Here is a 16,593-nt window from a genome sequence, read left to right as displayed (position 1 = left end):
TTAACTTGCAGTAATTGTTCGGTTCAATGCGGGCGCAGGCCTAGCGCGGTCAGGCGCGCTTGCACGGCTTGCGTGAAAGCCGGCTCGGGGCAGAAGTCTAGCGCCACCACCCACACCTGGGTCGCGCCGCAGCGGGCTGGATCGAGCTTGATGGCGTCTTTCTCGGTCACCAGCACATGGCGGGTGCTGGCGGGCCAGGGCAGGGCGGCGAAGTCAAAATGATCGGCCAGGGGCAGGGTGTTGAAGCGCAGGCCCTGGGCGCTGAGCATGTCGAAAAAGCGCTGCGGTTGGGCCATGCCGGCAGCCGCTAGCAACTGATCCGCGGGCAGCGCGCGCAAGGCCTGCAAGGCTTGCGGCGTGGCTGGCTGACCCGCCCACCAGTCGCTCAATTCAACCGCGCCACTCAAACGGCGCTGGGCCAGAAAGCCCGGCAAAGCTGTGCTCGAAGCTCCGGCGTTGTAGAGCACGATCTCGTTCGACCTGGGCGCTGCTGCTGCAGGCTGGCGCAAGGGGCCGCTGGGCAGCAACTGGCCATTGCCGATGCCACGCTCATCAAACACCAGAATGGCCAGCGCACGAGGCAGGCGGAGGTGTTGCAGGCCGTCATCGCTGATCAGCAATTGCAGCTCGGGGTGAGCGTTCAGAAGGGCACGGGCGGCGGCGACGCGGTCGCGCCCCACGGCCACCGGCACGCTGCTGCGTAGATGGATCAGCAGAGGCTCGTCACCCACTGCGGCGGCGCTGCTGCTGCGCGTCACCAAAGCCACCTCATCTTCCGCGCGACCATAGCCCCGCGAGATTACCCCGGCCCGCAGCCCCATCTGCTGGCAAAGTGCCAGCAGGGCTAGGGTCGTGGGCGTCTTGCCGGCGCCGCCAACGATCCAGTTGCCCACTACCACCACGGGCACGGGCAAGGTCTCGGCGCGCAGCAACCCGAGGCGGTAGAGCGCATTGCGCAGGCTATTGAGCAGGCGGTAAAGCAGGCTCAGCGGCAGCAGGGCCAGGCTCAGCAGGGGCCAGGTCTTGCCTGGCGCTTGGCTGGTAGTTCGGCCAGGAGCTTGGCTGCCTTTGCTGTACCACTCACGCTGCAGCCTTGTGGCCAGCAACTGGCCCAGGGGCTTCATGCTCAGCGGGCGCTGGACTGGGCCGCGAAGGTCAATCGCGACAAGCCGGCGCGGCGCGCCGCATCCATCACATTGACCACCGACTGGTGGGCCGCGGCGGCGTCGGCCGACACCACGATCATGATCTCGGCATTGCCACCTGAGGCCTGGCTCAGCGCGGCGCTGAGCAGCTCGACCGAGCGGCCGTCCACCGGCTGGGCATTGACCACATAGCGGCCATCTGCCGCGACCGCGACGACGATCTCGCGCGGCCGGTCTTTGAGCTGCTCGGCATCGGCCACCGGCAGGCTGACCTGCAGCTCGGTGAACTTGGAGTAGGTGGTGGAGAGCATCAAAAAGATCAGCACCACCAACAAGACGTCGATGAAAGGGATCAGATTGATTTCAGGCTCTTCGCGTTGACGCTGTCTGAACTTCATGGCGGACTCTGTGGCGCGAACTTCAGGCCAGGAAGCGCTTGAGGTGGGAGAGCAGGCGATCGCTGGCTTGCTCCATCTCCATCACCCGGTCTTCCACCCGGCCACGGAAGTAGCGGTAGAACATCAGGCTGGGGATGGCCACCATCAAACCGAAGGCGGTGTTGTAGAGCGCAATCGAGATGCCGTGGGCCATCTGAGTCGGGTTATTGCCGGTGGGGCCTTGGCTGCCGAAGATCTCGATCATGCCGACCACGGTGCCCAGCAGGCCCAGCAGGGGTGCTGCCGTGGCGATCGTGCCCAGGGTGTTGAGGTAGCGCTCCATGCGATGGATGGCGCGGCGTCCGGCGATCTCGAAGACCTGCCGCAGCTTGTCCTCGGTCAGGTCGGGCTCGTTGCTGGCGGCGCGCAGGCCGGCGGCCAGCACTTCGCCCAGGGCCGAGTTCTCGGCCAGGCGATTGATCAGCTCGGCATTGGGTAGGCTTTGCTGGCTGATGCCCAGCACTTCCTCCAACAAGCGCGGCGGCGCGATGCGGCTGGCGCGCAAGCTGGACAGGCGCTCAATGATCAAGGCCAAGGCCAGGACGGAACAGATCAGCAAGGGCCAGATTGGCCAGCCAGCGGCTTGTATGATGGAAAACAAAGACGACCCCTGTCGAAAAAAGCCTGATCCAGCCCCTGGCCAGTCAGATGCGCTGGCCGGTGCGGAGCAAGTGAATGCGCGCGATTATGGCCTGAAGCAAAGGCGGCTTTCACCACTCCTCATCTTGCTCGGCAAACAATCCACCGCAGCTGTGGATAACTTTGTGGGCAAACCTCGTCACACGGGCCGCAAGCCTTGAAAAATCAAGGCTTTGGATAAATTGCTTAAATCTTGAGCAGGAAAAAATAACTTGAAGAACAAGCGTTTATGTGCGAATGACAGTTCCGTGACGGCCGCGGTGCCAGGTCTTGCCCGCCGCTGCGAAATTGTGGAAGACCGCCTGTTTGCCGTGACGCTTGGAGCCGCCTTGTGGCCATGAACGAGCGTGCTCAAGGCGCCGCGCCGCGCCTCGTGTGGGGCGTGGCGTCTTTGCTGGCGGCAGTGTCCGACAGCTTGGCCACCCGCTTTGCGGTTTGCGTGGTGGCGGGCGAGATCTCGGGCTTCACCCGCGCCGCCAGCGGCCACTGCTATTTCAGCCTGAAAGATGCCGACGGCCAGACGGCCACGCTGCGCTGTGCGATGTTCCGCCGCGCGGCTGGTTTGTTGGACTTCAGTCCCAGCGACGGCGCCCTGGTGGAGATGCGCGGCCGGGTCACGCTGTACGAGCCCCGTGGTGAGCTGCAGTTTGTGGTGGAAGGCATGCGCCGCGCCGGCGCCGGTGCTTTGTACGAGCAGTTCTTGCGCCTCAAAGCCAAGCTGGAGGCACAGGGCTTGTTTGATGCGCAATACAAACGGGCCTTGCCGGTGTTTCCGCGCTGCCTGGGCGTCATCACCTCCACGGCGGGCGCGGCTCTGCACGATGTGCTGACGGCCTTGGCGCGCCGCGCGCCGCATGTGCGGGTGGTGATCTACCCCAGCCTGGTGCAGGGCGAGCAAGCGCCGGCCGCACTGGTGCAGGCATTGACGACGGCCAATGTCCGCGCCGCCGAGGACGGGCTCGACGCCTTGTTGCTGGTGCGCGGTGGCGGTTCTCTAGAAGATCTGTGGGCCTTCAACGATGAGCGGGTGGTGCGGGCCGTGGCGGCCTCTGGCTTGCCGGTGATCTGCGGCGTGGGCCATGAAACCGATGTGACCCTGGCCGACCTGGCCGCTGATTTGCGCGCCCCCACGCCCACAGCCGCCGCCGAGTTGGCCGCGCCCTCGCGCCAGGCCAGCCTGGACGCCCTGAACGTAGTGGAAACGGCCCTGCGCCGGCGCCTGGAGCAAAGGCTGGACGCCTTGGGTCAGCGCTTGGACCGGGTGGCGCTCCGTCTGGCGCGGCCCAGCGAGTTGCTGAGTCGACAGCGCCGTCAACTCGATTTGCTGCGCCAGCGCTGGGGTCAGGTCTTGCCGCGAACCCAAGCCCTGCAGCAGCAGCGCCTGGAGAGTCTGGCCCAGCGCCGACTGCGCGCCGCGCCCGCAGTCATGCACGAACAAGCCATGCGTTTGCAGGGCCTGGAGGCCCGCCTGGCCGCCCTGGACCCCAAGCAAGTGCTGGCGCGTGGCTACGCCTGGCTGGATGATGGCCAGGGCCGCGCGCTCAGCTCGGTGGCTCAATTGAGTACCGGTCAGCAAGTCCATGCGGTGCTGGCCGACGGTGAGGCGCAGATGCAAGTTGTCAGTACTCGCGCAGGGGCTTAGCGCCGGTTTTAGCGCGGGCATGGGGTGAAGCTGCCTACAATCCGCGTGATCCTGTAGGTTCAGATTTTTTACGCAACGAGGAGTTGATTCATGGAACATCTTTTGCCCGCCTTGCCCTATGCCAAGGACGCCCTGGCCCCGCACTACAGCGCCGAGACGCTGGAGTTCCACCACGGCAAGCACCACAACGCTTATGTGGTCAACCTGAACAATCTGCAAAAGGGCACCGAGTTCGAAGCGCTGTCGCTGGAAGAGATCGTCAAGAAGGCCTCCGGCCCGATCTACAACAACGCCGCCCAGATCTGGAACCACACCTTCTTCTGGAACTGCATGAAGCCCAACGGCGGCGGCGCACCGACCGGCGCCCTGGCTGATGCCATCAACGCCAAGTTCGGCAGCTTCGAAGCCTTCAAGGAAGCATTCACCAAAAGCGCTGTTGGCAACTTCGGTTCCGGCTGGACCTGGCTGGTGAAGAAGGCTGACGGCACGGTGGACATCGTCAACACCGGCGCTGCTGGCACGCCGCTGACCACGGCCGACAAGGCCTTGCTGACCATCGACGTGTGGGAGCATGCCTACTACATCGACTACCGCAATCTGCGCCCCAAGTTCGTGGAAACCTTCCTGAATAGCCTGGCTAACTGGGAATTCGCACAGGCCAATTTCGCCTGAGCACGCGCCTCAAATGGCCTGAGTTGAAAACCGGCTGAGGCCGGTTTTTTCTTGGGCAAATCATCGCTGTGGTTGCCAGAAGGATGGACAAGTGATCAAGTGAGCCGTTCAGCGTGAATCAAACCCTTTGGTCGGTGTTCGGGCGCCTATTCTTGTGTTGTGGCTATCCAAGGGCCAGGTCCGCGCATGTAAAGGCCTCTGAAGGGTCAGGTCTTGCTTACAGCTCGCGAGAAGTGCGGATGACAGCGTCAGTGGCTTGTCGAGTTCATCGGCGAGTTCTGGCATTGATGCCTCAAGACTTCCAAGGCCCGCCGCGCAATTTGAAGCCGGCCTTGATGCCGCGCTTGGCGAACCAGCCCAGGTTCATTTCCAGCGCATAACGCACCGGCTTGGTGGAGCAATGCGAGACCTCGGACATGGCTTGCATATCGGCCACATTGACCACCGTGCCGTCATCGGCCACGAAGGCGATGGACAGCGGGATCAAGGTGTTCTTCATCCAGAAGCATTGCTGACCGGCTTCCTCAAAAACGAACAACATGCCGTCGCCCACGGGCATGCTGGGGCGGTTCATCAAGCCAATTTGGCGCTCTTCGAAGCTGCGGGCCACTTCTGCATTGATCAGATGCATACCCGCGCTGAGTTGAGTGGTGGGCAGACGTTGGGCGCGATCCTGGGCCAATGCGCTTGTGCCCAGGAGGCTACAGGCGCTCAGCAGCAGGGCGAGTAAAAACTTGTTTGGCATGTGAGTCTTGATCTATATCATGTGGATAGATTGCGGGTGCGCCTAGATTATGGTGCCTGAGGCGTCTTCCAGCCTTGCGCCTCCTGCTAGCCTGACGATGACCACAGCCTCCACACTCTCTGCTTCCATGGCCACGCAGCCGTCTTCGGACGATCCGCTGCTGCTGAGTTCGTTTACACGCTGGATTGGGCCGAGTGGGGAGTTGCAACTGGAGCCAAGCAGCGATTCCTTGGCCGAATCCCAGTTCCAGCTTTCGGGTCTGCACTGCGCCGCCTGCGCGGGCATCATCGAACGGGCCTTGATGACTTTGCCTGGCGTGGAGGCTGCAGCGGTGAACGCCGCGAGCGCACGCCTGAAGCTGCGCTGGGCACCCCAACGCAATAGCTTGGCCGAGGTGCTGGCTTGCATTGAGCGCGCCGGTTATGGCGCAGCCCCTGATGCCGCCGCACCGGCCCGCGCCTTGCGCGAGAAGGAGCAGCGCCAGGCGCTGTGGCGGCTTTTCGTCGCTGCTTTCTTGATGATGCAGGTGATGATGATGGCCGCACCGGCCTACTTTGCCGAGCCGGGTGACCTGAGTCCCGACTTGGCCCGCTTGTTGCAATGGGCCAGCTGGGTGATGAGCTTGCCGGTATTGCTGTTTTCGGCGGGGCCTTTCTTTACCGGCGCCTGGCAGCAGCTGCGCCAGCGCCGCCTGGGCATGGACGTGCCGGTGGCTTTAGGGATGGCGGTGACTTTTGTGGCCAGCAGCGGTGCGTTGTTTGATCCACAAGGACATTTCGGCGCCGAGGTCTATTTCGACTCGCTGACCATGTTCGTGACCTTTCTCTTGGCCGGGCGCTTTCTGGAATTGCGCGCCCGTCACCGCGCGGCCGACACGCTGGAAAAGGCCAGCGTGGCCTTGCCCGAGATGGTGGAACGCCTGGAGCCCGATGGCCGAAGCAGCCAAGTGGCGCCGGCACGTTTGCGCGTGGGGGACCGGGTGCGTGTCTTCGCCGGCCAAGCCTTTCCGGCCGACGGTGTGGTGGAAAGCGGCAGCAGCTCGGCCAATGAGGCTTTGCTGAGTGGCGAGTCCGAGCCGGTGCTCAAGGCGGCCGGCGACGAGGTGGTGGCGGCCAGCATGAATTTGCAGGCGCCCCTGGTGATGCGGGTGCTGCGGGTGGGGGTGGACACTCGGCACGAGGCCATCGTGCGCCTGATGCGCGACGCGGCAACGCAGCGCCCGGCCTCGACGCTATTGGCCGATCGCTTTGCCGGCTTTTTCTTGTGGGCCGTGCTCTTGCTGGCGGCGTCTGGCGCTGCTGTTTGGAGTTTCATCGACCCCTCGCGCGCCGTCTGGGTGGCGGTGTCTGTGCTGATCGTGACTTGCCCCTGTGCTTTGTCCTTGGCCACCCCTTCCTCTTGGCTGGCGGCCACTTCGGCCCTGGCGCGTCGCGGTTTGCTGCTGGTGCGCTTGGATGTGCTCGATACCCTGTGCCGGGTGGATACGGTGGTGCTGGACAAAACCGGCACCTTGACCGAAGACCGAATGGAACTCTTGCAGCATTGGGTGCCGGGTGATCAGGGTGGCATTGCTACAGCGGATGAATTGCTGGCGATGGCGCGTAGCTTGGCGGCGCACTCCCAGCACCCCTTTTCGCGTGCCTTGGCGCCGGTCGCCGGAGAGGCGACTGAGCTGCCTGGCGTAAATGCTGCCTGGACCGGGGTGCAAGAGTTTGCTGGCCTGGGTTTGCAGGCGCGTGATGCGCAGGGTCAGGTCTTGCGCCTCGGGCGGCCGGACTGGGTAGCGCAGGACACTCTGGTCAAGTCATCGCTCGGTGCCCAGCTGAGTTTTGGCGCCCCCGGGCGTTTGCTGCATCTGCGCTTTGGTGAGGTCTTGCGCAGCGATGCGCGCATGGCCTTGCAGCGCTTGCATGCCTTGGGCTTGCGTACTTTGCTGCTGTCGGGGGATGCCAGCGACCGGGTGGAGCGCCTGGCGCAGGAGGCGGGCGTGCAGTCCAGCCAAGGCAATGCCAACCCGGATGCCAAGCTCGCCGCCGTGGCGGCCCTGCAGGCCCAGGGGCATTGCGTGTTGATGGTGGGTGATGGCATCAATGACGCGCCGGTTTTGGCGCGGGCCGACGCCAGCTTTGTGATGGGGCAGGGCGCCATGCTGGCGCGGGCTTCGGCCGACGCCTTGCTGCTGTCCGGGCGACTGACTGATTTGGCGGACGCCTGCGAGATGGCGCAGCGCACCCGCCGCGTGATCCGCCAGAACCTCACTTGGTCGGCGCTCTACAACCTGGCCTGCATCCCCATGGCCTTGGTGGGCTGGTTGCCGCCCTGGGCGGCGGGCTTAGGCATGGCGGCCAGTTCCGTTTTCGTGGTGTTGAATGCGCAAAGGTTAGCCCTGCCGTCTAAGGCGGGGGCTTGAGTATGGATATCTTGTATTTGCTGATCCCTATCTCGGTACTGCTCGTGCTCTTGATCGTTGGCGTCTTTGGTTGGGCAATAAACAACGGTCAGCTGGACGATTTGGAGCGTGAAGGGGGGCGAATTTTTGAAGAAGTGCAGGGGGTTGATGAAGGTCAATCTCCTACGCCGGGCGTCGTCCAAGAATCGCCCACGTCTAGATAGTCGTTTAGAACTTTTATAAGCCGCAAGGAGCCAAACAAATGGCAAAGTCTGCTGCACCGGGTCTACCAACCGGAAGCGTGTACGAGGATGGAGTGGTGCGGGCCTTTGCGCTCGCCGCCGTTCTTTGGGGAGTTGTGGGCATGTTGGTGGGGGTGATCATCGCCGCCCAGCTGACGTGGCCAGAACTTAATCTGGGTATCCCATGGTTGAGCTACGGTCGCTTGCGACCCCTGCATACCAATGCGGTGATCTTCGCCTTTGGCGGCTGCTCGCTGTTTGCGACGGCCTACCATGTGGTGCAGCGCACCGGCCAGACGCGTCTTTTCGCGCCCGGCTTGGCTTGGTTCACCTTCTGGGGTTGGCAACTGGTCATCCTGTCCGCCGCGATCACCCTGCCACTGGGCATGACCAGCGGCAAGGAATACGCTGAGCTGGAGTGGCCCATCGACATCCTGATCACTCTGGTGTGGGTTTCCTACGCTGTGGTGTTCTTCGGTACCGTCGGCACCCGCAAGGTCAAGCACATCTATGTGGCGAACTGGTTCTTCGGCGCCTTCATCCTTGCTGTGGCACTGCTGCACTTGGTCAATAGCGCGGCCATTCCGGTCAGTCTGTTCAAGAGCTACTCGGCCTACGCCGGCGTGCAAGACGCGATGGTGCAATGGTGGTACGGCCACAATGCCGTGGGCTTCTTCCTGACAGCCGGCTTCCTGGGCATGATGTACTACTACATCCCCAAGCAAGCAGGCCGCCCGGTCTACAGCTACCGCCTGTCCATCGTTCACTTCTGGGCGCTGATCTTCACTTATATGTGGGCGGGCCCGCACCATCTGCACTACACCGCGCTGCCTGACTGGGCGCAATCGGTGGGCATGGTGTTCTCGCTGGTGCTGCTGGCTCCGAGCTGGGGCGGCATGATCAACGGCATCATGACCCTGTCGGGCGCATGGCACAAACTGCGTGACGACCCGATCCTGAAGTTCCTGATCGTGTCCCTGTCGTTCTATGGCATGTCGACCTTCGAAGGCCCGATGATGTCCATCAAGACCGTCAACGCCCTGAGCCACTACACCGACTGGACCGTGGGCCACGTGCACTCCGGCGCCTTGGGCTGGGTGGGTCTGATCTCCATGGGTTCGCTCTACCACCTGATTCCGCGCATGTTCGGTCGCACCGAGATGTACTCGAAGAAGGCGATTGAGCTGCACTTCTGGGTCGCTACGCTGGGCATCGTGCTCTACATCGCTGCGATGTGGATTGCCGGTGTGATGCAGGGCCTGATGTGGCGTGCGGTCAACCCTGACGGCAGCCTGGTCTACACCTTCGTGGAAAGCGTCAAGGCAACCTTCCCCTTCTACGTTGTGCGTCTGTTGGGTGGTCTGTTGTATCTGGGCGGCATGCTGATCATGGCCTGGAACGTGGTGAAGACGGTGCAAGTTGGCCGTGCTGAGCCGGTGCGCATCCCAGCCGTGCTGGCACACGCTTGAACGTTTAGGAGAACAAGAAAATGGCAAGCACAGAACATAAGGTCAGTGGCCACGAGAAGATCGAGACCAGCAATTTCCTGATGATTGCGCTGGTGTTGGCAACCGTCATTGTTGGCGGCGCCATCGAGATCGTGCCCCTGTTCTTCCAACGCTCCACCACCGAAGCGACGCCAGGCCTCAAGCCCTATACGCCGCTACAACTGGCCGGGCGCGATGTCTATATCCGCGAGGGCTGCTACAACTGCCACTCGCAGATGATTCGTCCTTTCCGCTCGGAAACGCTGCGCTACGGGCACTACTCGATGGCCGGTGAGTTCGTTTACGACCACCCCTTCCAGTGGGGCAGCAAGCGCACGGGTCCCGACTTGCACCGCGTTGGCGGCAAGTACAGCGATGAATGGCATCGCATCCACATGACCAACCCGCGCGACTTGGTGCCCGAGTCGAACATGCCTGCCTACCCCTGGTTGGCCAAGGCCATGCTGGACCCGGCCGAGTTGGCACCGAAGATGCGCGCCCTGCGTGTCGTCGGTGTGCCTTATCAGGATGCCGAAATCGCCGGCGCAGCGGAAGCTGTCAAGGGCGCCAGCGAACTGGATGCCGTGATCGCCTACCTGCAGGTGATGGGCACGACGGTGAAGTGATGGAAGGGCATCAAGTCATGGACATCAATATCTTGCGCAGCATCGTGACCTTGGTCTCGATGGTTGTGTTTCTCTTGATCGTCGGCTGGGCTTATTCCAGCCGCAACAAGGATCGTTTCGACGAGTTGGCCCAGCTGCCGCTCGACGAGGAAGTTAGCGGGAGGTCTCAATGAGTGACTTTTTCTCGAATGGTTGGTCGCTTTTCGTTGCCATCGGCACCATTGCCGGTCTGGTTTTCTGCTTGGTCTTGCTGGCTGTTGCGGCTCGGCATCGAGTCATGGCCAATGACAACAGCACGGGCCATGTGTGGGACGAAGATCTGCGTGAAATGAACAATCCCCTGCCACGCTGGTGGGCGATTCTGTTCGTTTTGACGGTGGTCTTCGCTGGCATCTACCTGGCCATGTACCCCGGCCTGGGCACCCACAAGGGCAGCCTGGGTTGGAGCAGCACCGGTGCCTATGACAAGGAGCAGGCCGAGGCTCGCGAAGCCATGGGTGCCGTCTATGCCAAGTTCAACGGCAAGCCGGCTGAGCAATTGGCGCAAAGCCCCGAGGCCATGGCCATTGGTGAGCGTTTGTTCGCCAACAACTGCGCGGGCTGTCACGGTTCCGACGGCAAGGGCAGCAAGGGCTTCCCGAACCTGACCGACAGCGACTGGCTCTATGGTGGCAGCCACGAAACCATCGTGCAAACCATCAACCAAGGCCGCAATGGCGTCATGCCGCCCATGGCTGCTGCTGTGGGTTCCGCTGCCGATGTGCGCAATGTGGCTAACTATGTGCTGAGCCTGTCGGGCAGCGCGCACAATGCCATTGCTGCGCAGTTGGGCAAGGAAAAGTTTGGTGCCTGCGCGGCCTGCCACGGTGCAGACGGCAAGGGCAACCAGGCACTGGGCGCGCCTAACCTGACCGACAAGATCTGGCTGCATGGCTGGGGTGAAGATGCTGTGATCGCCATGATCAACAACGGCAAAAACAACCTGATGCCGGCACAAGCCAGCCGCTTGAGCCCCGAGCAGATCAATGTGCTTGGTGCTTATGTCTGGAGTTTGTCGAACAGCTCGGCCGTTGCGGCCAAGTGATGTAGGGCTGAAAAAAGTAGGTTGAGATGAGTGCAGAGGTGGGCCAGACGGCCACGGGTAAGTCTTCGGCAGGCAAGGAGACGGTCATTGAGATCGTCAACCTCTACGAAGCACAAAAGAAGATCTACCCGCGTTCGGTGACGGGCGTGTTTGCTCGTTGGCGTTGGGGCTTGGTCTGGTTCACCCAGTTGCTTTTCTACGGCCTGCCCTGGCTGCAGTGGAACGACCGGCAGGCGGTTTTGTTTGAGCTTGCCAGCCGGCGTTTCTACATCTTTGGCCTAGTGCTTTACCCGCAGGACTTTATTTACCTGACGGGTCTGCTCTTGATCTCGGCCTACGCCCTGTTCTTGTTCACTGCAGTGGCAGGGCGTTTGTGGTGCGGTTATGCCTGCCCACAGACGGTGTACACCGAGATCTTCATGTGGATCGAGAAGCAGTTCGAGGGTGATCGCCAAGCGCGCATGAAACTCGACGCTTCGCCCTGGAATTTCAACAAACTGTGGCGTAAGAGCGGCAAGCAACTGACCTGGATTGCGGTCGGCTTGTGGACCGGCTTCAGCTTTGTTGGCTACTTCACCCCCATCAAAGAACTGTGGGCTTCGGCCTTCACCTTGGGCTTTGGCCCCTGGGAATGGTTCTGGGTGCTGTTTTACGGTTTTGCCACCTACGGCAACGCAGGCTATATGCGCGAGCAGGTCTGCAAATACATGTGTCCTTATGCGCGCTTTCAAAGCGCCATGTTTGACAAAGACACCCTGATCATCAGCTACGACCAAGAGCGTGGCGAGCCGCGCGGTTCGCGTGGCAAGAAGGTCGATGCCAAGGCCGCCGGCCTGGGCTCATGCATCGACTGCACCTTGTGTGTGCAGGTTTGTCCCACCGGTATTGATATTCGCAAGGGCTTGCAATACGAGTGCATCGGCTGCGCCGCCTGCATCGATGTGTGCGATCAGGTGATGGACAAGATGAACTACCCGCGTGGGCTGGTTCGTTACGACACCCAGAATGGCTTGGCCCAGCACCTCAGCCCGGCGCAGAAGTTGCGCCGCATGTTCCGCCCGCGCGTCATCATTTACAGCGTGGTGCTGGTGACCCTGAGTACGGCTTTGCTGGCCAGCCTCTTGTTCTTGCGCAGCCCCGTCAAACTGGATGTGGTGCGTGACCGTGGCGTGCTGTCGCGCTTGGTGGAAGACGGCTATATCGAAAACCTCTACCGCCTGCAGATCATGAATGCGACCGAGGGCGCGCAGCAGTGCAGCCTCAGCGTCAAGGGCATGGAAGGCATTGCCTTGGGCAAGCCAGTGAGCTTGGTCTTGGCGCCTGCCGAAGCGCGCTGGGTGTCGGTGGCGGTGCGAATTCCGCCTGAGTCAGCGGCGCAAGCGGGTGTCGGTGCGCATCCCATCTCTTTTGCCTTGATGGGGCAGGCGGTTGACAAGGCGGGTGTTGCCAGCGGCAAGATCGAGATCAAGGAAAAATCGACCTTTGTCGTGCCGCGCTGAGCGCTAACGAATCATTTGAACAAGAAGTCCTTGCAGAGCAGGAGTTGACGCAATGAGTCAAGAAAACAAACGCACGACCGATTCCGCTAGCCCCTGGTGGCGTGAGAAGTTCATGTGGCTGGTGTGGGGTGGCCCGGGTGTGGTGGTGATCGCCAGCTTTGTGACCCTGTTCCTGGCCCTGCATTTCCCCGAGACGGTGCTGGATGAGTCCAAGGTGCAGACTACTTATGTGGGCAAGGCGTCCAAGGAAGCCGATCCAGCCTCCTTGGCGCCGGCCATGAAGGGCCGCAACCACGCTGCCACCGGCGCGCAATGAAATGAAGACCGAGCCCCGCAATCGTGTTGAGTCGGACGACGCCACCTTTGCGGTGGATTTGCCGCCGCCTACGTCCAGATTGGCGCGCTGGGCGATGGCAATCGCCTGGCCGGCCTTTGTGATGGCAGGGGTGACCGAGGGCTTGGTGTTTTCGGTGGTTGACCCCAGCGATTTGACCTGGTTCGGTGGCGAGCGCATGGAACTCTCCCGGCAGGCCGTCTACACGCTCAGCTTTCTGATTTTTTGGAGTGTCATCAGCTTGGCCTCTAGCATCAGCCTGATGCTGGCCACCTTGCCGGAGACGCCTGATGCACCCCAGGCTATTCACCCGCGGCGTTGGCCGCAGTAGGCTGCCGCAGGCCGCTCGCTCGGGCGGCGCTGAATGCCTGAATGAATAAAAGAAGGGCTGAGTACCACTCAGCCCTTCTTTCATTGTGCCGCTGGCGCGGCTCAGCCGCCCGCCGCCTGCCTCAGTTCAGCAAGTGCCGTTATTGACCAGCTTCTGCAGACCGGCTTGGTCGAGGATGCGCAAGTGGCGCTGCTTCACTTCCAGCAGGCCTTCTTCCTGGAACTTCGAGAAGGTCCGGCTGACCGTTTCCAGCTTCAGGCCCAGATAACTGCCGATTTCCTCGCGCGTCATGCGCAGCACCAAAGCGGCGGCCGAGAAGCCGCGCGCCTGCAGGCGCTGGGTCAGGTTTAGCAAGAAAGCCGCCAGGCGCTCTTCCGCCCGCATGCTGCCCAGCAAGAGCATCACGCCGTGATCGCGCACGATTTCGCGGCTCATGATCTTGTGGAACTGGCGCTGCAAATCGGTGAACTCACGCGACAGCTCTTCCAGCTGTTCGAAGGGAATCACGCAGACCTGCGAGTCTTCCAGCGCCACGGCGTCGCAGCTGTGGCGGTCGGTGCTGATGCCATCCAAGCCTAGCAATTCGCCCGCCATTTGAAAGCCGGTGACCTGGTCGCGGCCATCTTCTGAAGAGACACAGGTCTTGAAAAAACCGGTGCGCACCGCGTAAAGCGACTGAAAGGGGTCGCCGCTGCGAAACAAGGTGTCGCCGCGCGACACCTGGCGGCGCGTGGCCACCAACTCGTCTAACTGCTCGAGGTCACCCGACGACAAGCCAACGGGTAGGCAAAGCTCGCGCAAATTGCAACTGGAGCAGGCGACCTTGAGCGGTTCAATCTTGATAGGTACGGTGACGTTCATGGAGTGCATTATGGATGACGCATATCGCAGTGGGCAGGCGCCGTTGCCGGCATCTGTTCGGGGCAAGGCGGCGAATCGAACGTCTGCTCGCCGCCTATCGGCTTCGCCAAACATGATTTAGCTCAAGCCCAATGCGCAATGCATGCGATTGTTAGGGCAAAGAATGAGGCCAAACTTGATCTCGGTCAATCGCTTGTGTGGCGGGCTTGGCAATATGCGAGCCATGGTTTCTATCACCCAGCCCCAAGTCCTGTCAGGCAAAGACTCCGCCGTGAGCATCATCAACGAAGACCTGTTGCGCCGCTTCGATGTGTCCGGGCCACGCTACACCTCGTACCCGACCGCGGATCGCTTTGTTGAGGCCTTCACCGCCGAAAACTACGCGCAGGCTTTGGTGCAACGGGCCACAGGCTCGCAGATCGGCGGCGCTGCGCCCTTGTCGATCTATGTGCACATTCCGTTTTGTGAATCGGTGTGCTACTACTGTGCCTGCAACAAGGTCATTACCAAGCATCACGATAAAGCCGCTGAATACCTGCAGGCTTTGATCACCGAGATGGACTTGACGCTGGCGCATCTGGGGCGCGGCGCCGGGGTGTCTCAGCTGCATCTGGGTGGCGGCTCGCCGACCTTCTTCAGCGATGAAGAGTTGACGGGCCTGGTGCAGGCCTTGCGTGAACGCTTCCGCATCGTTGCTGGTGCCGAGATGGCCATCGAGGTGGATCCGCGCACGGTCAATGTGGATCGCCTCAAGCATCTGCGCAGCCTGGGTTTCAATCGCTTGAGTTTCGGCGTGCAAGACTTTGACCCGCATGTTCAAAAGGCGGTGCATCGCCAGCAGAGCTTTGCCAGCGTCGAGGCCTTGATGACGGCAGCGCGCGAGCTGGGTTTTGAGTCCACCAATGTTGATCTGATCTACGGCCTGCCGCTGCAAACGCCTGAGTCTTTTGCGCGCACCATCGAACAAGTGGGTGCCTTGAAGCCGGATCGCATCGCGCTTTACGGCTACGCTCATTTGCCGCAGCGCTTCAAACCGCAACGCCGTATCGACGAAGCCCAACTGCCGCCGGGTGCCGCCAAGGTGGCGATGTTGCATGGCGCGATTGAAGGCTTCATGACGCATGGCTACAGCTATATTGGCATGGATCATTTCGCCTTGGCGAATGACTCTTTGGCTGTGGCCAAGCGCCAGGGCCGCCTGCATCGCAATTTCCAGGGCTACAGCACCCAGCCGGACTGTGACCTGATTGCTTTGGGTGTGTCGGCGATCGGCCGCGTTGGTGCCAATTACAGCCAGAACGTCAAGACGCTGGAGGCTTATTACGACATGCTGCGCCAGGGTCAGTTGCCCATCGAACGCGGCTTGGCCTTGACTCGTGACGACATCGTCCGCCGCGCCGTCATCATGGCCTTGATGTGCCAGGGGCGGCTGGAATTTGAGTCCATCGCCTTGGCGCACCTGGTGGATGTGGCCGAGTACTTCAAGCCCGAGCTGGAGCGTATGCGTGAACTTGCGGAGCAGGGCTTGGTGACGGTGGATGCCGACGCCATTCAAGTGACGCCGCTGGGCTGGTTCTTTGTGCGCGCTGTGGCCATGGTGTTTGACCGTTACCTGCAAGCCGATCGCAGCCGCGCGAAGTTCTCTAAAATCATCTGATGCTTGATGTCGCCCTTGCCGGCTCGGCCCTGTTGATGGGCTTGGCCGGCATTCCTCATTGCTTGGCCATGTGTGGCGCGACCTGCGCCGCGGCCGGGGGGCGCGCACCCGTGACCTTTCAGCTCGGGCGCTTGGTGGGGTACGCGGCCGCGGGAGCTGTGGCGGCTGCCAGCGTGCAGTTGCTGGGCCAGATGGGGCAGGCTTCGGCGCTGCTGCGCCCGCTGTGGGTGATGCTGCATGTGGCGGCCTTGATGTTGGGCCTGGCCTTGCTCTGGCGCGGTCAGCCGCCGGCATGGCTGGCGCGGCTGGGGCAGGATGTCGGGCGCCGGCTTGAAGTGCCGGTTGATGGCTTGCGCCAAGGGGGCGTGGCCTTCGCCGGCCCGGCGCAAATGAAAGTTCGGGCCCGCGCAGGGCTGGCTGGGCTGGCCTGGGTGGCTTGGCCTTGCGGCTTGCTGCAATCGGCTTTGCTGCTGGCGGCGCTCGCTTCCGGGCCGGCACAGGGCGGGGCGGTCATGGCCTGCTTTGCCATCAGTTCTGGGGCCGGATTAGCCCTGGGGCCCTGGTTGCTGAGCCGTCTGCGTACGGCCCAAGATGGTGGCGCGGGTGCGCTGCGCCTGTCGGTGCGCTTGGGCGGGCTGGGGCTGGTAGCAGCTTCGGGCTGGGCCTTGGGGCACGGCCTTTGGGCGCAGGTGGCGGCTTTTTGTAGCTCGGTGGTTTGACGCCATGCTGACGCCCACAGAACTCTTATAGAAGACTGGGCTGCGCAGCGCGGCGTGACTGACTTAGAATTCACGCTCTAATCG

The 16,593-nt window shown here is 62.1% G+C and carries 19 protein-coding genes; 14 read left to right on the top strand and 5 right to left on the bottom strand.

Annotated features, from left to right (window positions below; genetic code table 11):
• Positions 1–23 precede the first annotated feature (23 nt).
• The 3 genes from lpxK to AABB87_RS04905 are packed head-to-tail and all read right to left on the bottom strand — an operon-like array spanning position 24 to position 2,183.
• The gene (gene lpxK / locus AABB87_RS04915) at positions 24–1,124 is read right to left on the bottom strand and encodes a tetraacyldisaccharide 4'-kinase (RefSeq protein ID WP_341970231.1); all 1,101 of its coding nucleotides are present in this window, start codon (positions 1,122–1,124) and stop codon (positions 24–26) included.
• A gap of 2 nt (positions 1,125–1,126) precedes the next feature.
• A complete protein-coding gene (locus AABB87_RS04910; RefSeq protein ID WP_341970230.1) occupies positions 1,127–1,543 on the bottom strand; it encodes an ExbD/TolR family protein in 417 nt (138 codons plus the stop codon).
• Positions 1,544–1,565: 22 nt separating this feature from the next.
• Positions 1,566–2,183 carry a MotA/TolQ/ExbB proton channel family protein gene (locus AABB87_RS04905; protein ID WP_341970229.1) on the bottom strand — a complete coding sequence of 206 codons (618 nt, stop codon included), beginning with the start codon at positions 2,181–2,183 and terminating at the stop codon, positions 1,566–1,568.
• On the opposite strand from AABB87_RS04905, the gene AABB87_RS04900 reads away from it, so the two are divergent.
• The 3 genes from AABB87_RS04900 (at position 2,104) to AABB87_RS04890 (ending at position 4,535) form a co-directional block, all read left to right on the top strand.
• Positions 2,104–2,382, top strand: coding sequence for a hypothetical protein (locus AABB87_RS04900; protein WP_341970277.1), 279 nt, complete (start codon positions 2,104–2,106; stop codon positions 2,380–2,382). The two genes, AABB87_RS04905 and AABB87_RS04900, sit on opposite strands and share 80 nt — an antisense overlap.
• Positions 2,383–2,558: 176 nt before the next feature.
• Positions 2,559–3,863: an exodeoxyribonuclease VII large subunit gene (xseA, locus tag AABB87_RS04895; RefSeq protein ID WP_341970228.1), complete on the top strand. Its 1,305-nt coding sequence runs from the start codon at positions 2,559–2,561 to the stop codon at positions 3,861–3,863.
• 90 nt (positions 3,864–3,953) lie between these two features.
• Positions 3,954–4,535 (top strand): superoxide dismutase, encoded by a 582-nt coding sequence (locus tag AABB87_RS04890; RefSeq protein ID WP_058720198.1) that lies wholly within the window; start codon positions 3,954–3,956, stop codon positions 4,533–4,535.
• 292 nt (positions 4,536–4,827) lie between these two features.
• Here the strand turns inward: AABB87_RS04890 and AABB87_RS04885 are convergent, their stop codons facing one another.
• Positions 4,828–5,280 carry a DUF192 domain-containing protein gene (locus AABB87_RS04885; RefSeq protein WP_341970227.1) on the bottom strand — a complete coding sequence of 151 codons (453 nt, stop codon included), beginning with the start codon at positions 5,278–5,280 and terminating at the stop codon, positions 4,828–4,830.
• 97 nt (positions 5,281–5,377) lie between these two features.
• On the opposite strand from AABB87_RS04885, the gene AABB87_RS04880 reads away from it, so the two are divergent.
• Genes AABB87_RS04880 through AABB87_RS04840 form a run of 9 tightly spaced genes read left to right on the top strand, consistent with a single transcriptional unit; the run spans position 5,378 to position 13,272 of the window.
• The gene (locus tag AABB87_RS04880; RefSeq protein WP_341970226.1) at positions 5,378–7,690 is read left to right on the top strand and encodes a heavy metal translocating P-type ATPase; all 2,313 of its coding nucleotides are present in this window, start codon (positions 5,378–5,380) and stop codon (positions 7,688–7,690) included.
• Positions 7,691–7,692: 2 nt separating this feature from the next.
• Positions 7,693–7,893 carry a cbb3-type cytochrome oxidase assembly protein CcoS gene (ccoS, locus tag AABB87_RS04875; protein ID WP_058720196.1) on the top strand — a complete coding sequence of 67 codons (201 nt, stop codon included), beginning with the start codon at positions 7,693–7,695 and terminating at the stop codon, positions 7,891–7,893.
• Between the two features lie 38 nt (positions 7,894–7,931).
• Entirely contained in the window at positions 7,932–9,380 is a 1,449-nt protein-coding gene (ccoN, locus tag AABB87_RS04870) for a cytochrome-c oxidase, cbb3-type subunit I (RefSeq protein WP_341970225.1), read from the top strand.
• 20 nt (positions 9,381–9,400) lie between these two features.
• On the top strand, positions 9,401–10,024 hold the full coding sequence (gene ccoO / locus AABB87_RS04865; protein ID WP_341970224.1) for a cytochrome-c oxidase, cbb3-type subunit II: 624 nt from the start codon (positions 9,401–9,403) through the stop codon (positions 10,022–10,024).
• Positions 10,025–10,041: 17 nt separating this feature from the next.
• Complete coding sequence (locus tag AABB87_RS04860; RefSeq protein ID WP_341970223.1) at positions 10,042–10,197, top strand: cbb3-type cytochrome oxidase subunit 3; 156 nt, start codon at positions 10,042–10,044, stop codon at positions 10,195–10,197.
• A complete protein-coding gene (gene ccoP / locus AABB87_RS04855) occupies positions 10,194–11,108 on the top strand; it encodes a cytochrome-c oxidase, cbb3-type subunit III (RefSeq protein WP_341970222.1) in 915 nt (304 codons plus the stop codon). The genes AABB87_RS04860 and ccoP overlap by 4 nt, the downstream gene beginning before the upstream one ends.
• Positions 11,109–11,134: 26 nt before the next feature.
• A complete protein-coding gene (ccoG, locus tag AABB87_RS04850; RefSeq protein ID WP_341970221.1) occupies positions 11,135–12,607 on the top strand; it encodes a cytochrome c oxidase accessory protein CcoG in 1,473 nt (490 codons plus the stop codon).
• 52 nt (positions 12,608–12,659) lie between these two features.
• Complete coding sequence (locus tag AABB87_RS04845) at positions 12,660–12,923, top strand: hypothetical protein (RefSeq protein WP_341970219.1); 264 nt, start codon at positions 12,660–12,662, stop codon at positions 12,921–12,923.
• 1 nt (position 12,924) lies between these two features.
• Positions 12,925–13,272 carry a hypothetical protein gene (locus AABB87_RS04840; protein WP_341970217.1) on the top strand — a complete coding sequence of 116 codons (348 nt, stop codon included), beginning with the start codon at positions 12,925–12,927 and terminating at the stop codon, positions 13,270–13,272.
• 126 nt (positions 13,273–13,398) lie between these two features.
• Here the strand turns inward: AABB87_RS04840 and fnr are convergent, their stop codons facing one another.
• Positions 13,399–14,133 (bottom strand): fumarate/nitrate reduction transcriptional regulator Fnr, encoded by a 735-nt coding sequence (fnr, locus tag AABB87_RS04835; RefSeq protein ID WP_341970215.1) that lies wholly within the window; start codon positions 14,131–14,133, stop codon positions 13,399–13,401.
• A gap of 223 nt (positions 14,134–14,356) precedes the next feature.
• On the opposite strand from fnr, the gene hemN reads away from it, so the two are divergent.
• On the top strand, positions 14,357–15,790 hold the full coding sequence (gene hemN, locus AABB87_RS04830; RefSeq protein WP_341970214.1) for an oxygen-independent coproporphyrinogen III oxidase: 1,434 nt from the start codon (positions 14,357–14,359) through the stop codon (positions 15,788–15,790).
• Positions 15,790–16,509, top strand: coding sequence for a sulfite exporter TauE/SafE family protein (locus AABB87_RS04825; protein WP_341970213.1), 720 nt, complete (start codon positions 15,790–15,792; stop codon positions 16,507–16,509). Before hemN ends, AABB87_RS04825 begins: the two co-directional genes overlap by 1 nt.
• The last annotated feature ends 84 nt before the right edge of the window (positions 16,510–16,593 follow it).

Source organism: Roseateles sp. PN1, assembly GCF_038419725.1.
Classification (GTDB): domain Bacteria; phylum Pseudomonadota; class Gammaproteobacteria; order Burkholderiales; family Burkholderiaceae_C; genus Paucibacter_A.
This window is presented reverse-complemented; position numbering and strand designations above follow the sequence as displayed.

Excerpts from the sequence above, each read along its gene's own strand:
- ccoO (WP_341970224.1), top strand. The coding sequence starts at position 9,401 with ATGGCAAGCACAGAACATAAGGTCAGTGGCCACGAGAAGATCGAGACC.
- AABB87_RS04880 (WP_341970226.1), top strand. The coding sequence starts at position 5,378 with ATGACCACAGCCTCCACACTCTCTGCTTCCATGGCCACGCAGCCGTCT.
- AABB87_RS04910 (WP_341970230.1), bottom strand. The coding sequence starts at position 1,543 with ATGAAGTTCAGACAGCGTCAACGCGAAGAGCCTGAAATCAATCTGATC.
- ccoN (WP_341970225.1), top strand. The coding sequence starts at position 7,932 with ATGGCAAAGTCTGCTGCACCGGGTCTACCAACCGGAAGCGTGTACGAG.
- hemN (WP_341970214.1), top strand. The coding sequence starts at position 14,357 with ATGGTTTCTATCACCCAGCCCCAAGTCCTGTCAGGCAAAGACTCCGCC.
- fnr (WP_341970215.1), bottom strand. The coding sequence starts at position 14,133 with ATGAACGTCACCGTACCTATCAAGATTGAACCGCTCAAGGTCGCCTGC.
- AABB87_RS04885 (WP_341970227.1), bottom strand. The coding sequence starts at position 5,280 with ATGCCAAACAAGTTTTTACTCGCCCTGCTGCTGAGCGCCTGTAGCCTC.
- AABB87_RS04845 (WP_341970219.1), top strand. The coding sequence starts at position 12,660 with ATGAGTCAAGAAAACAAACGCACGACCGATTCCGCTAGCCCCTGGTGG.
- AABB87_RS04825 (WP_341970213.1), top strand. The coding sequence starts at position 15,790 with ATGCTTGATGTCGCCCTTGCCGGCTCGGCCCTGTTGATGGGCTTGGCC.
- xseA (WP_341970228.1), top strand. The coding sequence starts at position 2,559 with ATGAACGAGCGTGCTCAAGGCGCCGCGCCGCGCCTCGTGTGGGGCGTG.
- AABB87_RS04840 (WP_341970217.1), top strand. The coding sequence starts at position 12,925 with ATGAAGACCGAGCCCCGCAATCGTGTTGAGTCGGACGACGCCACCTTT.
- ccoP (WP_341970222.1), top strand. The coding sequence starts at position 10,194 with ATGAGTGACTTTTTCTCGAATGGTTGGTCGCTTTTCGTTGCCATCGGC.
- AABB87_RS04900 (WP_341970277.1), top strand. The coding sequence starts at position 2,104 with ATGATCAAGGCCAAGGCCAGGACGGAACAGATCAGCAAGGGCCAGATT.
- AABB87_RS04860 (WP_341970223.1), top strand. The coding sequence starts at position 10,042 with ATGGACATCAATATCTTGCGCAGCATCGTGACCTTGGTCTCGATGGTT.
- ccoS (WP_058720196.1), top strand. The coding sequence starts at position 7,693 with ATGGATATCTTGTATTTGCTGATCCCTATCTCGGTACTGCTCGTGCTC.
- AABB87_RS04890 (WP_058720198.1), top strand. The coding sequence starts at position 3,954 with ATGGAACATCTTTTGCCCGCCTTGCCCTATGCCAAGGACGCCCTGGCC.
- ccoG (WP_341970221.1), top strand. The coding sequence starts at position 11,135 with ATGAGTGCAGAGGTGGGCCAGACGGCCACGGGTAAGTCTTCGGCAGGC.
- lpxK (WP_341970231.1), bottom strand. The coding sequence starts at position 1,124 with ATGAAGCCCCTGGGCCAGTTGCTGGCCACAAGGCTGCAGCGTGAGTGG.